At 65.7% G+C, this 13,829-nt stretch carries 15 protein-coding genes; 8 read left to right on the top strand and 7 right to left on the bottom strand.

Annotation, left to right across the window (positions count from 1 at the left end):
* Window positions 1-10 precede the first annotated feature (10 nt).
* Genes CAG11_RS05780 through CAG11_RS05795 form a run of 4 tightly spaced genes read left to right on the top strand, consistent with a single transcriptional unit; the run spans window position 11 to window position 2,792 of the window.
* Window positions 11-892: a type II secretion system F family protein gene (locus CAG11_RS05780; RefSeq protein WP_085595336.1), complete on the top strand. Its 882-nt coding sequence runs from the start codon at window positions 11-13 to the stop codon at window positions 890-892.
* A 1-nt stretch (window position 893) separates the two neighbouring features.
* Window positions 894-1,778, top strand: coding sequence for a type II secretion system F family protein (locus CAG11_RS05785; RefSeq protein WP_085595338.1), 885 nt, complete (start codon window positions 894-896; stop codon window positions 1,776-1,778).
* Between the two features lie 10 nt (window positions 1,779-1,788).
* The gene (locus CAG11_RS05790) at window positions 1,789-2,523 is read left to right on the top strand and encodes a tetratricopeptide repeat protein (protein WP_085595340.1); all 735 of its coding nucleotides are present in this window, start codon (window positions 1,789-1,791) and stop codon (window positions 2,521-2,523) included.
* 2 nt (window positions 2,524-2,525) lie between these two features.
* Entirely contained in the window at window positions 2,526-2,792 is a 267-nt protein-coding gene (locus tag CAG11_RS05795; RefSeq protein ID WP_085595342.1) for a DUF3613 domain-containing protein, read from the top strand.
* 39 nt (window positions 2,793-2,831) lie between these two features.
* Here CAG11_RS05795 and CAG11_RS05800 read toward each other — a convergent pair whose 3' ends face one another.
* Together CAG11_RS05800 and CAG11_RS05805 are read right to left on the bottom strand one after the other, a co-directional pair.
* Window positions 2,832-3,614, bottom strand: coding sequence for a response regulator transcription factor (locus tag CAG11_RS05800; protein ID WP_085595344.1), 783 nt, complete (start codon window positions 3,612-3,614; stop codon window positions 2,832-2,834).
* A gap of 123 nt (window positions 3,615-3,737) precedes the next feature.
* Window positions 3,738-4,205, bottom strand: a complete 468-nt coding sequence (locus CAG11_RS05805) for a prepilin peptidase (protein WP_085595346.1) — start codon at window positions 4,203-4,205, stop codon at window positions 3,738-3,740.
* A gap of 74 nt (window positions 4,206-4,279) precedes the next feature.
* Here CAG11_RS05805 and CAG11_RS05810 point away from each other — a divergent pair, with 74 nt between their 5' ends.
* Together CAG11_RS05810 and CAG11_RS05815 are read left to right on the top strand one after the other, a co-directional pair.
* Window positions 4,280-4,717 (top strand): TadE/TadG family type IV pilus assembly protein, encoded by a 438-nt coding sequence (locus CAG11_RS05810; protein ID WP_085595348.1) that lies wholly within the window; start codon window positions 4,280-4,282, stop codon window positions 4,715-4,717.
* Window positions 4,714-7,479 (top strand): ATP-binding protein, encoded by a 2,766-nt coding sequence (locus tag CAG11_RS05815; RefSeq protein ID WP_085595350.1) that lies wholly within the window; start codon window positions 4,714-4,716, stop codon window positions 7,477-7,479. The genes CAG11_RS05810 and CAG11_RS05815 overlap by 4 nt, the downstream gene beginning before the upstream one ends.
* On the opposite strand, the gene CAG11_RS05820 is transcribed toward CAG11_RS05815, so the two are convergent.
* The 5 genes from CAG11_RS05820 to CAG11_RS05840 form a co-directional block, all read right to left on the bottom strand.
* Window positions 7,464-9,464 carry a pilus assembly protein TadG-related protein gene (locus CAG11_RS05820; protein ID WP_085595352.1) on the bottom strand — a complete coding sequence of 667 codons (2,001 nt, stop codon included), beginning with the start codon at window positions 9,462-9,464 and terminating at the stop codon, window positions 7,464-7,466. The genes CAG11_RS05815 and CAG11_RS05820 overlap by 16 nt on opposite strands.
* A gap of 155 nt (window positions 9,465-9,619) precedes the next feature.
* The gene (locus tag CAG11_RS05825) at window positions 9,620-10,177 is read right to left on the bottom strand and encodes a DUF4136 domain-containing protein (protein WP_085595354.1); all 558 of its coding nucleotides are present in this window, start codon (window positions 10,175-10,177) and stop codon (window positions 9,620-9,622) included.
* A 32-nt stretch (window positions 10,178-10,209) separates the two neighbouring features.
* Window positions 10,210-10,836 carry a DUF4136 domain-containing protein gene (locus CAG11_RS05830; RefSeq protein WP_085595356.1) on the bottom strand — a complete coding sequence of 209 codons (627 nt, stop codon included), beginning with the start codon at window positions 10,834-10,836 and terminating at the stop codon, window positions 10,210-10,212.
* Between the two features lie 11 nt (window positions 10,837-10,847).
* Window positions 10,848-11,597, bottom strand: coding sequence for a methyltransferase (locus CAG11_RS05835; protein WP_085595358.1), 750 nt, complete (start codon window positions 11,595-11,597; stop codon window positions 10,848-10,850).
* Window positions 11,594-11,899 carry a MazG-like family protein gene (locus tag CAG11_RS05840; protein WP_022642072.1) on the bottom strand — a complete coding sequence of 102 codons (306 nt, stop codon included), beginning with the start codon at window positions 11,897-11,899 and terminating at the stop codon, window positions 11,594-11,596. Before CAG11_RS05840 ends, CAG11_RS05835 begins: the two co-directional genes overlap by 4 nt.
* A gap of 189 nt (window positions 11,900-12,088) precedes the next feature.
* On the opposite strand from CAG11_RS05840, the gene CAG11_RS05845 reads away from it, so the two are divergent.
* Window positions 12,089-12,382 carry a hypothetical protein gene (locus CAG11_RS05845; protein WP_085595360.1) on the top strand — a complete coding sequence of 98 codons (294 nt, stop codon included), beginning with the start codon at window positions 12,089-12,091 and terminating at the stop codon, window positions 12,380-12,382.
* A gap of 70 nt (window positions 12,383-12,452) precedes the next feature.
* Window positions 12,453-13,799 carry an MATE family efflux transporter gene (locus CAG11_RS05850; protein WP_085595362.1) on the top strand — a complete coding sequence of 449 codons (1,347 nt, stop codon included), beginning with the start codon at window positions 12,453-12,455 and terminating at the stop codon, window positions 13,797-13,799.
* Window positions 13,800-13,829 lie beyond the last annotated feature (30 nt).

Genomic DNA, 13,829 nt, shown 5'->3' on the forward strand with positions numbered 1-13,829 from the left:
GGGGTGAGCCATGATCGCGCTGCTGCTGACCCTGATCTGCCTGTTCTTGCTGGGACTGTCCGGCTGGATGTTCTATCACGGCGTACGCAAGACCGAGCGCGAGCGGGTGCTCAGCCGCCTGGCCGAAGGACAGCCCGACCAGGCACCACCCCCCAGCTCCTGGACCGGCCTGGAACGCACCTTCGTCCGCGCCGGTCTGGGCCAGCCAGGAGAGCGCCTGGGATTGTGGCTGGCAGCCTGGGCCCTGTGCATGCTGCTGGGCTATCTGCTGGCCGACTGGCTTGGCCTGCTGGGCGGTGTCCTGGGGCCACCCATACTGCTGCGCCTGTACGTCAGCTGGCGCTACCAGCGGCGGATCAGGCGCATGATCGAACAGCTGCCGCCCTTGCTGGACCACAGCGTGCGCAGCCTGAAGTCTGGGCGGACCCTGGCGGATGCGATCCTGGGGGCCATCGAGTCGAGCAACGACCCGCTCAAGCAAGCCATGGGCCGGGTGCAGCGCAACGTGCAGCTGGGGGTCAACCTGCCGGAAGCGCTCAGCGACTTCGCCGAGTTCTACGATCAGGACGAACTGCGCATGTTCGCCCTGGGCCTGAAGGTCAACCATCGCTACGGCGGCAATGCCAGCGAGCTGCTGGAAAACCTGATCAAGTTGATCCGCGAGCGCGAGCAAGGAGCCCGGCAACTGAGCGCGATGACCGGGGAAACCCGCATGACCGCCTGGGTCCTGGGCGCCTTGCCATTGCTGTTGGTGGGTTACTTCATGTTCACCAATCCCGGCTACATGCTCGGCATGTGGCATGACCCCTCCGGGCAGAAGATGCTGATCACCGCCGTGTGCCTGCAGATCGTCGGCTGCCTCGCGCTGTGGCGCATGCTGAGGAGTATCTGAAGTGTTGCTGCTAGCGGCGCTGCTGCTGTTCCTCGGAGCCGCGTTGTTGCTTGGCAACATCGTGCTGGAGCAACGCCGGCGCGAGCGCCAGATCGCCCAACGGCTGCAGGGTCACATGACCCGCGACAGTCGCCTGGGCAGCTGGCTGCGCCTGCTTGGCGAAAGCCGCTTCGGCCAACGCGCGGTGAGCATGGACAGCGAGACCCAGACCCTGCTCAACCGCCTGGGCTGGCGCCGCGCCAACCAGCGCTCGCTGTTCGCCGCCCTGCAACTGGCCACGCCGCTGGTGGTGGTTTGCCTGACCCTGTTCATCCAGGAAGTGGCCTACCCTAACGCCACCAACAAGTGGCTGCTGCCGATGCTCTCCGCCGGTGCCGGCTACCTGCTGCCCAAGCGCGCCCTGGCCTACTTCGCCCAGCGCCGGCAGAAACACCTCGCCCTGGAGATCTCCACCTTCATTCCACTGCTGCGCATCCTGTTCGAATCGGGCATGGCCGTGGAACAGGCGCTGCGGGTGCTGAGTACCGAGGCGCAGAAACTGCTGCCGGAGCTGACCCATGAGCTGCGCCTGGTCCTGGCACGGGTCGACTCGGGCCTGGAGCTGGGCCACGAACTGAACCAGACCGCAATGCTGCTGGCGGTGGATGAGTTCACCGACACCTGCGTGATCCTCCAGCAACTGATCCTGCAAGGCGGCGGCGCGATGAAGTCGCTGCAAGCACTCAAGCAGTTGCTGGATGACCGGCGCCTGACCCGCCTGCAGGAATACATCTCGAAAATGTCGGCCAAAATGTCGGTGGTGATGATGCTGTTTCTCTTCCCCGCCCTGTTGATCGTCCTGGCCGGGCCAGGCTTCACCGCCATCGCCCGGGCCTTCGCGTCCTAGAGGAAACCTGATGAAACCACTGATCGCCATCGCTTGCCTGGCACTGCTGGGCGGTTGCGCCAGTAACGGCCAGGCGCCCTGGGCGGCCCTGACCAGCTCCAGCAGTTGCGCCAAGCTCAGCTCCGAACAGGAACTGACGGTGAACCTGGCCGACGACATGACCAACGATGGCAAGCTGTACGCCGGCCTGGCCAACCTGCAGAGCCTGCCGGACAACCTGGCCGAGGTCCGGGTGCGCAAGGCCCGGGTCTATCGCTTGCTGGGCCGCAGCGAAGCCGAGCCGCTGTACCGCAGCCTGCTGGGGTCATGCCTGGCCGCCGAAGGCGAACACGGCCTGGGCCAGCTGGCCGCTGCCCGGGGCGACAACGGCCAGGCCCAGGCGCACCTGCAACGGGCCGCCAGCCTGGCGCCGACCAACGAGAAGATCCGCAACGACCTGGGTGTGGTCTACCTCAACCAGCTACGACTCGAAGACGCCCGCTTCGAGTTCCTGACCGCCATCGAGCTCCAGCAGTCCGATCCCTTGGCGGCCATCAACCTGGTGACTCTGTTGCTCTACCAGGACAACTGGCAGCAGGCCTCGCAAGTGGTCAGCCGCGCACGCCTGAACCCACAGCAGTTCGCCCAGGCCCAGGCCCGCGCCGAAGAACTCAAGACCTCCGCAAAACCCGTCGCCAAGGTGACCCAGGTGGCCAGTGGCGCGGCCAGCCTGCAACCCGACGCCATACCTGCCAAGGAGCGCTGAAGATGAAACTGTCCATGCTCTGCTGCCCCCTGCTACTGGCCCTGCCCCTGGCGGCCCAGGCCATCGACCCCGGCCCGGCCTCGCCCCAGCAGCAGGAGACCGAAGGCTGGCTGCTGCTGCAAAGCCGCAACCTGCAAGCCTCGCCACAACCACAGACCGCCACCGCCCGCGAACAGGAACTGGCGCTGCAACGCTGGCTGAAGAAATACCAGTACGAGATCCCGGACTTCTACGATCCGGATGCCGGCGGGAAGATCGATACCAAGTAACTGGCAAGGCGTCGCCTGGGGCCGCACAGGCGCCAGGGATCAGTGCTCGGTGACGCGCTGGCGCAGGCCCGAATTGCTCGGCGACAGGGCCAGGGCCAGCTGCGTGCGGTTGTGCATGTGGGTCAGGCGCAAGACCTGGGAAACATAGAGCTTGACGGTGTTCTCGGTGATACCCAGCTCGCAGGCGATCTGGTAGTTGGTCTGGCCCTTGCCCACCAGGCGAGCCACGTCCAGCTGGCGGGGCGAGAGCTGGTTGAAGATCGTCGGGATCTCGACGGTATCGGCATCGGCCCCTGGCTCAGCCTGGGCTCCAGGGTCGGCGGGGCTGCGACGGACCTTGTCCAGGTCCTGGTAGAGATCGTCGATGGACTCCGAAAGAAACTGCAGCTTCTGGTTGAGCTGCCCCAGGTGCAGGTTCTTCTGTCGCTCCTGCAAGGCAGCCTCCTGGCGCCGCAAGCCTTCGAGCAGCTCTGCCAGGTCGATGGGTTTCTGGTAGTAGTCGGCTACCCCTACCCGCAAGGCCTTGATCACATCCTGCTTATCGGATTGACCAGTGAGCATGATGGCCTCGAACACCCGGTGCTTGCCGGCGATGCGTTGCAGTTCCTGCACCAGCTCGATGCCGTCCAGGTCGGGCATGTGCAGGTCGAACAGCACCAGGGCGATCTCCGGATCCCTGGCGAAGCTGTCCACCGCATCGCGACTGGATTGGCAAGGCACGCAGCGATAGCCGCTGCCCTCCAGGAACTCGCAGAGTTCCTCGACGATCAGGGGTTGATCGTCCACCACCAGCACTTTCATCTGTGAAGTGAGCTTGTTCACGTGTTACTCCGTGCGGGCCCGGCGCCGACCGGCCACTCCTGTGTGCCTCGCATGATCCAGGCCGCTGAACTAGAACCTAGACCTACTTTCCGACTATGTACATAGCGTTAAACGGCCCGGCGACTAATGGGCCACCATCACAGTTAAGACCATTCCAGCCAGGACAAAAGGCGCGAAGGGATATTTTTTTGACGGCCGCGAAGGCTCCTCCCGGACAGATGGCCCAAGTGCCTGTCTGGCCGAGCTGCAAAGCCGGACAAACAACCACCAGAGCCCACTGCATAGCCCGGCGCCGATGAACGCGCCCAGCACATGCTGGAGATCGGAGGCCAGGCCCAGGGCCGCCATGAGCTTCACATCCGCCGCCCCCATCTTGCCCATGGCATAGCCGGGCAGGGTCAGCGCCAGGGCCACCGCCAGGGCCCAGCCCCCTTCGGCGGGCGATGCTCCCAGCCAGGTGCTGCCGGCCCACGCCAGGTACAGCGCCGCCAGCAGCGCAGCGCCCAGGGTCAGGATGTTGGCGATCCGCCGTTGGCGCAGGTCCTGCAGCGCACAGAGTGCCAACCAGCTCCACAAAACCAAGAAATGCATCGGCCAGAACAGTCCCTTTCGGCGGTTTGATCCTATGCTCAATGGACATAGTGGTTGTCAGGGTAGACGCACTCATGAAACCGGGCCTCCCTAGAAAACAGAAAGGCGCTGCGGCAATCGAGTTCGCGGCGGTTTTCGTGATCTTTTTCGCGGTGTTCTACGGCCTGGTCAGCTACAGCGTGCCGCTGTTGATGATGCAATCCTTCCACCAGGCCACCGCCGAGGCACTGCGCCAGGCCGTCAAGGTCGACCCCAATACGCCCAACTACGCCACCACGGTGCAGAACCTCGCTCTCGGCGTGGTGCAGGCCCAGACCGGGTGGATTCCGTCGGCCTTCAACTTCGGCGCCAACGACTACAGCGCGACCTACAGCAGCGGCGTACTGACTGTCAGCGTGAACTATCCCATCAGCAAGCTGAACCAGGTGATGCCCCAGGTGGTGCTGCCGCTGATCGGTCCGGTGCCCAGCTTGCCCAGCAGCCTATCCGTTCAATCGAGCTTGCAATTTTGAGTCCCGGCGACAAGCTCTTCGGGCGTTTCCTCGGCCGCCCGCCAGCGGCCAGCGACCCTGCGCCAGAGCCCCCTATCCAGAACAGCGGCTTGCTGCTGGTCCTCGATGCGTCAGCAAGGGTGCTGAGCATCGCCGGGCCTTTGCGTCACGCCCTGGCACAGTTGCCGCCCAGGGCCGAGCCGACCCGACTGGTCGACTACGTGGTACCCGCCAGCACCCAGGCCCTCGAAGGCGGTCCCGCCGACTGGAGCGGCCAGGTGCTGGACCTGCAATTGCGCGGACTCGCCGGCCAGATCCTGTACCTGCGCGGTTGGGTCCAGCAGCAAGGCGCAAACTGGCACCTGCAATTGCTGGACATCGGCGACCTGGTCCAACAACGCCAACAGGCATTGTGCCGCGAGCGCAGCCAGATCTTCGCCGCCCAGAGCAGCGAACAGATCCGCCAATGCAGCTTGGTGCGCCTGCCGGAAGTACTGCACGACCTGCTCGCCGACCTGGCCCATGCCTGGCATATCCCCTGCCTGGGCCTGGCCTTGCTGGACGAACAGGAACAGGGCTGGGTGATCCACAGTTGCTACCACGCCCACGACGCCCCGCGTCTGTGGCAGGACGGCCAGCCCCTGGGCAGCGGCCTGGACAGCCTGAGCGGCAACACGCCACTGCGCCTGAACCAGATCCACGGGCTGGACGAACACCCACGCCTGCAAGGCATCTTCGCCCACCGCGAAGGCTGGCTGGTGCCCTACCGCGACGACCATGGCGTAGCCGCCTGGCTGCTGTGCGGCGGCTACGCCGTCCAGCGCCAGGCGCCGGAGCTGCTGGAGCGCGACTGGCTGATGCTCACCGCGGCCCTGGCCGGACCACTGCTCGGGCGCCTGCGCGAACATCGCCATCATTTGCAGATGGAACGCCTGGATGCCCTGCAGGGGTTGCTGGGTGCCGGCTGGTGGGAGCTGTTCCCGACTACCGCCGAGGTGCAGCTGGCCAGCCAACTGGCCGCCAGCCTGCACTTGGCCGAGGGCCACGGCCGCCTGGGCCTCGAGGCCTGGCTGGAGCTGTTCCACCCGGCCGATCGCGCCGAGTTGGCCAGCCGCCTGCAAGCGTTGCAATTGGGCAAGCCATTGCTGCTCAGCGTACGCCTGCACCATGGCGATCCTGCCGGCGCGCCACTCTGGTATCGCCTCCAGGGCCAGGTCCTGGGTCGGGGGGAGAGCCAGCGGCTGGTGGGTTTCATGCTGGATATCAGCGACATCAAGAACCAGCAGCAACAAGCCGCAGCAGCCCACGCCCGGCTGGACAACCTGATCGCCAGCTCGCCAGCGGTGATCTATGTCCAGCGTTATGTCGAAGGCGCGCTGCAACCCAGTTTCTTCAGTGCCAGCCTGCAACCGCTGCTGGGCTGGGGCCTGGAGGACTGCAACGACGGCAAGCTGGTGGAACGGGTGCATCCCGAAGACCACGACCTGTACTTCCAGCGCTGCCGGCAGTTGCTGCGTGAAGGCAACGTGCATACCCGCTACCGCCTGCAAGACAGCCATGGCGCCTACCACTGGGTGCTGGACGAAGCCCGGCTGCTGCGCGACGACCTGGGCCTGCCGGTGGAAGCCGTGGGCCTGTGGCTGGACGTCACCGAGGCGACCCTGGCCGCCGAGCAGGTCCGCCAAAGCGAGGAGCGCTACCGGATCCTGGTGGAAGACTCGCCGGCGATGATCTGCCGCTACCGTCCCGACCTGACCCTGACCTTCGGCAACCGGCCCCTGGCGGCCTACCTGGAATGCGCCGCCCAGGACCTGCCGGGCAGCAACCTGGGCCAGTGGCTATCCACCGAGCAGCGCGAGGGCTTCGAGCGGCGGATCAAGCTGCTGAGCCCGGAATACCCCGTGAGTACCGCCGAGATCAACTTGCAGCTGCCGGGCCGCGAGCATGCCTGGTGGGTGTGGTCCGATCGCGGGGTGTTCGACGACCAGGGCCAACTGCTGGAGATCCAGGCCGTGGGCCGTGACAACACCGAGGTGCGGCGCTCGCAGCAACAGCTGACGCAAAGCGCGAAGATGGCCACCCTCGGCGAAATGGCCACCGGCCTCGCCCACGAGATCAACCAGCCGCTGAACGTGATGCGCATGGCCATCGTCAACGTGCTCAAGCGCCTGGGTAACGGCGACGTGCAAATCGACTACCTGACCGACAAGCTCAACCGCATCGACGCCCAGGTCCAGCGCGCGGCGCGGGTGGTGGATCACATGCGGGTGTTCGGCCGGCGCTCGGAGGTGGAGCAACAGCCCTTCAACCCGTCCCAGGCCATCGAGGGCACGCTGTCGCTGCTGGCCGAAGGCATGCGTGGCAAGGGCCTGGACCTGCGGATCAGCGAGCTGGACTTCGAGGTCCAGGTCATGGGGTTCGTCGACCAGCTCGAGCAGGTGCTGATCAACCTCTTGGTCAACGCCCGGGACGCCCTGCTATCCAGGCCCCAGGCCGAGGGCGACTTCAAGCCGTGGATCTCGGTGCATGGCCAGCGCGACGAGCAGTGGGTGCGGTTGTGGGTCGAGGACAACGGCGGCGGTATCGACCCGCGCCTGCTGGAGCGGATCTTCGAACCCTTCTTCACCACCAAGCCGGTGGGCGTGGGCACCGGGCTGGGCTTGTCGGTGAGCTACGGGATCATCGAGAACATGGGCGGACGCCTGAGCGTGACCAACGGCCCGGACGGCGCGCGCTTCTGCATCGAGCTGCCGATAGTCCCGGCGGATCAGATCACCAGGTAGGCCTTGCCGGTCTGGCCACAGGTCAGGTTGGCGCCGACCTCGACATCCATGAGGTTGACCCCCAGGCCCGACAGCAGGTTGTTCAGCAAGGGATCCAGCAGCGGGCTCAGCAGACCGGTGATCACCGGCGTCAGCAAGTTGGTGACCCCGTTGATGGCTGACGCCAGCCCCGTGACTATGGAACCCAGGGGGGTTCCGTTGACCGGTTTGTAGACCACCAGGTTGATGCCGGCCAGGGTACCGGCCAGGCTGCCGATCACGTTGCTGGTGGGCGCCGCCGTCTGGTAGCTCGGGGTCTGGTTGACATTGGGCGGTACCGGATAGGGCGAGGTCGAACTGGAGTACACCAGGTCCTGGCTACTTTGCCCGACCTTGGAATCGACCATGATCGCGATCCCACCGCCAGCGTAGTGCACCACCGGATCGCAATGCCCCGGCAGCACCAGGAACTGGTAGCAGGTGCGGATGCCCAGGTCCACCAGGGGCAGTGGTGTCACCGTGGGTTCGGCGGAAGAAGAAAAGGCATTGGTGGGATCGATCAGCCCGACCTTGAGGTCGGCCAGGGAGCTGGTGGTGTGCACGCTCAGGCTCTTGGTCCCGCTATTGCCATTGACCGGACAGCTGTAATCGGTGACGTAGGCGACCGCCCCACCGGCATCCAGGCTCAAGTCGATCTCCGATGACGGCGCCAGGTCTGGATACAACTGCTGGCACCCCGCCCCCAACAGGCACAGTGCCGAGCCCAGGGTCTGCACCAGGTTCAGGCTCAACAGGCTGTTGAGTACCGGCGTCAGCGGTGCCACCAGGTTACCCACCGCGGCATTCAAGCCCGAGACCAGCGGCAGCGACAGGTTGACCCGGACCAGGGTCCGTATCTGGGCGGTACGCACGTAGATCCGGTTGGGTCCGGTAGGGTCGACCTTGGCCAGGGCCGGATTGCCGACGGCCGACAATTGAGGTGGTTCGATGACCTTGGTCTGCACGCTGATGTTGGCCAGCCCCAGGACGTTGATCGGCACTGTCGCAGCCACCGCGCTGTTGCTGTTGGATAGCTGGATAAAGGCCTGCAACAGCTGGAACAACTGCACACTGGCATTGAGCGCCGTGCTCGGCAGGCCGGTCTGCAGCTTGAGGATATCCCCCAGCTTCAGCGGTGCGGCATTGAGCGCGGCGATCTGCAGGTTGCCCAGGGCGGTGAGGATGTCGGCCGTCGCGCCGTTGGCCTGGACCACGGTGATCGCCGCCTGGATCAGCTTGGTCAGGGTGGTGGTGGTATTGAGCAACTGGGTGTAGTTGCCTGCCGCTACATCGAGATTGATCGCCAGCTGGTCGAGGAAGCTCAAAAGGTTGATGTTGGTATTGAGCAGGCCGTTCCAGCCCACGGCCGTGAGGTTCAGGCTGCCGCCCAGCAAGCCACCCACCAGTGGATTGAGAATGCTCGACTGCGCGGTGCTGACCGTGCCCAGGGTACTGCGGATGCTCAACTGCGCCACCGGCGGCGTCGGCGCCGCGGCCACTGCCGTGGCACTGAGCTGGGTGGTGAGGTTGATCGGGCCCGGAGAAAACAGCGCGACGACTCCAGCGGCCACGCTGATGGGCACGGTGTTGCTGACGATCACTCGTACCGCCACCGCTTGCGTGGGATTGACGGTGAAACTGCGCAGGCCGTTGGCGCCGGTGACCAGGGTGCCGCAGCTGGCGGCCAGGGTGCTGCTGCCGGCAGTAGGAGTGAAGCCGTTGCGAGTGGCGTTCTGGTTGGCATAGGCGGCGGCCGTCAGGCCGGCCTGGCAGGTGCCACCGCGACTGACCGCCTCCAGGGCGGCATTGTCGGCGACCCGTTGCAGCTTGCGTTGTTCCAGGTACAACCGGCCGCTGTCCACCACCAGCAGCATGAACACCAACGCCAGGCCGAAGGTGACCGCCGCCATCAGGCCGATGGCGCCACGCTGGCGGGCAGGACCGGAAAACCGCTTGAGGGGAGACATCGAGGCACTCCTTTACCGACATTCAGCCCAGGGGCTGCCTCCATCGATGCCAAGCAGTGTAGTCAAGCTCCACCGCCAGCGCTGGCAAGGTGCCAGCCCGGCTGACTGACGGTGCCGCGCCCCGGCGCCCGGGGCGGCGCCAGGACGCCATGGGTCTAGCGGGGCGGGTAGTTCTGCAGGATGCGCGTCACCGTGGCACGCACTGCCGAGGCCCGGTCGGCGGGGTTGGGCGAGCTGCTGAGCAACTGCTCGTCACTGCCGCGCCATACCAGCTTGCCGTCCTTGCCATCGAGCAGATCCACCTGGATGGTCGCCACCTTGTAGGTGATGTTGCGGGTCTCGTTGTACGCAGGCCCACCCCAGTAGCCATTCCACGGGCCGCCCCAACCGCCGCCATAGTTGGTGGTGACCTGCTGCTGGCGATCCTCGACGATCAGGTAGGCCTGGACCTCCAGGTCAGCCCGGGCGCCACCTCGAGCCGGACGCAGGCCGCGCTGGTCCAGTTGCTCGGCCACGGCCTGGCGGATGCGCTGCTCGGTGAGATCGCTCCTGATCCGCGGATCATCGGGACGGTACTGCAGCGCGGGTTCCTTCCAGCTCCAGCTGCGATAGGCGCCAAAATCCCTGCTGGCGTCGAAATCATGGTTCACCTGGTTGGCGGCACAGGCGCTGAGCAAGGCAGCACAGGCCAGTAATGCGATTCGATGGAACATATCGTATCTCCGCTTGAAATCAGGACACCGGCCTAGCTGGGAGGATAGGCCGCCATGGCCTTCTGCACCGCTTCGCGCAGTGCATCGGCGCGCTCGCCCAAGGAGCCTTTGCTGCTGGTCTCGGCACTGGCGCTCCATACCGGCTGGCCATTACCGGCGTCGTACAGGTCGACCCTGACCACCACCACTTCCACTTCGTAGGTACGCACCACCGGTACGCTGCCGTACATGCCGTAGCCCGGTCCGTAGCGGTGATAACGATCGTATCGATCGTAGCTGCCGTAACCGCCATAGCCGTAGTCCTCCTGGACCTGGCGCAGGCGTTTTTCCAGGCGCAGGTCGGCGCTGACCCACAGGTCCGCCGGGCGGTTGCCATGCAATGGGCGCAGGCCTCGCTGGTCCAGGGCGCCACTGACCGCCTCGGCGACCTGCGCCGAATCGGCCCAGGCCGTGCCCGCGGGCAAGCGACCATTGAGCCAGGCCCAGCTACGGTAGCGCCCGTAGTCCCGGGGCGCAGCCGGATAGGCGCTACGGTCGAAGGTCGTGGCCGCCTGCGGTGGCGCCGGCGGCAGCGGCCTGGAACTGGCGACATAGGGATTGCTGCCTTGGCAGGCGGCAAGGGTCGAACACAAAAACAGCAGACCCAGGCGGCGTTTCATCGAGTACTCCGTCAGACCGGCCGGCACAGCCAATGCAGATAACGCCCAAGCCCGGCGAAACTTGGGTGTCGGCGATGAGCCAGCTCCATCTCCAGCAGATCCGTCAGCTCGGCACGGGACTGGAACTCCACGGGCATGTAGTCGTGGAATACCCGCACCCCGCTTTGGGTTTCGACTCGCCACTTGCCATCAAGTTGCGCCGCCAGCTCGCGAGGATCAAGCGGTTGTTGCGGGGTCAGGCTCTGTTTTTCACCCGCCATGTCATTCTTGCGCAACTTGCGAAAATGTCCCTTGAGCAGGTTGCGATAGACCAGCGCGTCGCGGTTGTAGAACGCCAGGGACAGCCAGCCATCGGCGGCGGTCAACTGATGCAATACCGGCAGGATCGCGTGGGGTTCGGCCAACCACTCCAGCACCGCATGGCACAGCACCAGGTCGTAGGACTCGGTCAATTGCCCCAGCAGGTCCTGCCAGGGCGCCTGGATGAAGGCGCCCTGCTGGCCGGCGTCGGCGAACCGCTGTCGGGCCCCTTCGAGCATCGGTGCAGCTGGCTCGGCCAGGGTCACCTGGTGCCCGTGCTGGGCCAGCCACAGGGACATGTGGCCCAGACCGGCACCGATATCCAATACCCGCAACGGCCGCTCAGGCAAGGCTTCCTTGAGGTCCGCCTGGAGCACCGCCAGGCGGATCGCGCCCTTGGCGCCGCCATAGATCTTCTCGGCGAAGCGTGTGGCCAGCTGGTCGAAATGTCGATCGCTCATGGGCAGAACCGCCGTTCACTGTCCGCCAGCTTGCTGCGCACCACCTGGTCCATGTCCAGCCCCAGTTCGCTGCACAACAACAGCAGGTAGAGGACGATGTCGCCGACTTCCTGCCCGGCATGGGCCAGCTTGTCCGCCGGCAACTGGCGGGACTGGTCCTCGGTCAGCCACTGGAAGATCTCCACCAGTTCGGCCATCTCGACGCTGGCGGCCATGGCCAGGTTCTTCGGGCTGTGGAATTGCCGCCAGTCGTTGTGGTCGCGGATGGCGTGCAGGCGTTGGGTGAGTTGCTCTAGGTTCATCGGGGTCTCCTGAAGGCCTATAGCTTCCGGGGGTTGGGCAGCGGACGCAAGCGCGCTTTCATCCGCCCGCGTGCTGCTCCAGAATGCGCACCACCGGCCAGCTTCTATGCTGATGGGGAACTCATCGCCAGCGTTGGCGGCCCAAGCATGAGCTCGGCTGACGCGCCCTTCTATGATCAGGAAATGCACATGCAGGTAGAAAGCTTCTTCGAATGGCTCGGCCAGGCCATCGGCTCGGCCATCCGTTTCATCGTCGACCTGCTGGGCGGGTTGTTCAATACCTTGACCCATGCCGGCGGCAACTTCGTCGATGGCCTGGCCCGGGCACTGGGCATGGACACCTCGATCGTCAGCATCATCGGCCTGATCATCGGCCTGATGTTCCTCTACTGGGCGATCCGCGCCTTCATGCGCGCCTCGATCCTGCTGGGCATCATCTGGCTGGTGCTCGGCCTCTGGCTGCTGAGCTGGATCATCCACTGAACCCGACGGCGCCGGGCCTCGGCGCCAACAGGTTGCGCGGCTACAATGCCGGCTCACGCAAGGAGCCCGCATGTCCCCCCTGATCACCGATTGGCGTCACCGCCCCACCCATCGTCGCGTCTGGGCCCTGGCCGCGCCGATGATCCTGTCGAACATTTCCGTCCCCCTGGTAGCCCTGGTGGACAGCACGGTGGTGGGCCACCTGCCCCACGCCCATCAACTGGGCGCAGTGGCAGTGGGCGCCAGCCTCTATACCTTCCTCGCCTGGGCCATGGGTTTCTTGCGCATGGGCTCCACCGGCTTCGCCGCCCAGGCCGCCGGCCGCAGCGACGGTGCGGCGCTGCGGCAGATCCTGCTCCAGGGCTTGTTGCTGGCGCTGGGCCTGGCCCTGCTGCTGGGGATCATCGGCGTGCCCCTCAGCGGCGCCGCATTGCACCTGATGCAGCCCTCGGCGGACCTGGACCAGATGACCCGGGCCTTCTTCCATACCCGCCTGCTGGGCCTGCCCGCAGCCCTGGCCAGCTTCGCCCTGGTGGGCTGGTTCCTCGGCACCCAGAACGCCCGGGCACCACTGGCCATCCTGCTCAGCACCAACCTGGTGAACATCGCCCTGAACTTGTGGTTCGTCCTTGGCCTGGAATGGGGCGTGGTGGGTTCGGCCCGGGCCTCGGTGCTCGCCGAGTGGACCGGGGCCCTGGTGGGCATGGCCATGACCCGCCCGGCCCTGCGTGCCTACCCGGGGCAGATCGCCTGGGCGGCCCTGCGCCGCTGGCAGAGCTGGCGCCCACTGCTGGCGGTGAACCGCGACATCTTCATCCGCAGCCTGGCCCTGCAATCGGTATTTTTCCTGATCACCGTGCAAGGCGCCCGCCTGGGGGACGCCACGGTGGCGGCCAACGCCTTGCTGCTCAATGGCCTCTTGCTCACGGCCCACGCCCTGGATGGCCTGGCCCATGCGGTAGAGGCCCTGTGCGGCCACGCCATCGGCGCCCGCGACCACCGGGCCCTGCGCCGCTCGCTGGTGGTCGCCGGAGGCTGGTCGCTGCTTTCGAGCCTGGGCTTCACGGTGCTGTTCCTCTTGGCAGGGCATCTGTTCATCGAGATGCAGACCGACATTGCCGACGTGCGCCAGACGGCCTTCACCTACCTGCCCTACCTTGCCGTACTGCCGCTGATCGCGGTCTGGAGCTACTTGCTGGACGGGCTGTTCATCGGTGCGACCCGGGCCCGGGAAATGCGCAACGGCATGCTGCTCACCGTGCTCCTGCTGCTGCCTTGCGCCTGGGCCTTGCAGGGCCTGGGCAATCACGGCCTGTGGCTGAGCTTCCTGCTGTTCATGCTGTTGCGCAGCCTGACCCTGGGTGTCTTCGCCTGGCGCCTGGAGCGCAGCGATGGCTGGTTCGCCAGGGCTCATTGAGCACAGCTTGCGCCGGAAATGAAAAACGCC

The sequence above is a fragment of the Pseudomonas sp. B6(2017) genome, from assembly GCF_002112765.1.
Classification (GTDB): Bacteria; Pseudomonadota; Gammaproteobacteria; order Pseudomonadales; family Pseudomonadaceae; genus Aquipseudomonas; species Aquipseudomonas piscis.

Bases quoted from the DNA above. Each gene is read 5' to 3' on its own strand.
- CAG11_RS05825 (WP_085595354.1), bottom strand. From the start codon at position 10,177: ATGTTCCATCGAATCGCATTACTGGCCTGTGCTGCCTTGCTCAGCGCC.
- CAG11_RS05805 (WP_085595346.1), bottom strand. From the start codon at position 4,205: ATGCATTTCTTGGTTTTGTGGAGCTGGTTGGCACTCTGTGCGCTGCAG.
- CAG11_RS05780 (WP_085595336.1), top strand. From the start codon at position 11: ATGATCGCGCTGCTGCTGACCCTGATCTGCCTGTTCTTGCTGGGACTG.
- CAG11_RS05790 (WP_085595340.1), top strand. From the start codon at position 1,789: ATGAAACCACTGATCGCCATCGCTTGCCTGGCACTGCTGGGCGGTTGC.
- CAG11_RS05850 (WP_085595362.1), top strand. From the start codon at position 12,453: ATGTCCCCCCTGATCACCGATTGGCGTCACCGCCCCACCCATCGTCGC.
- CAG11_RS05820 (WP_085595352.1), bottom strand. From the start codon at position 9,464: ATGTCTCCCCTCAAGCGGTTTTCCGGTCCTGCCCGCCAGCGTGGCGCC.
- CAG11_RS05835 (WP_085595358.1), bottom strand. From the start codon at position 11,597: ATGAGCGATCGACATTTCGACCAGCTGGCCACACGCTTCGCCGAGAAG.
- CAG11_RS05795 (WP_085595342.1), top strand. From the start codon at position 2,526: ATGAAACTGTCCATGCTCTGCTGCCCCCTGCTACTGGCCCTGCCCCTG.
- CAG11_RS05830 (WP_085595356.1), bottom strand. From the start codon at position 10,836: ATGAAACGCCGCCTGGGTCTGCTGTTTTTGTGTTCGACCCTTGCCGCC.
- CAG11_RS05845 (WP_085595360.1), top strand. From the start codon at position 12,089: ATGCAGGTAGAAAGCTTCTTCGAATGGCTCGGCCAGGCCATCGGCTCG.
- CAG11_RS05840 (WP_022642072.1), bottom strand. From the start codon at position 11,899: ATGAACCTAGAGCAACTCACCCAACGCCTGCACGCCATCCGCGACCAC.
- CAG11_RS05810 (WP_085595348.1), top strand. From the start codon at position 4,280: ATGAAACCGGGCCTCCCTAGAAAACAGAAAGGCGCTGCGGCAATCGAG.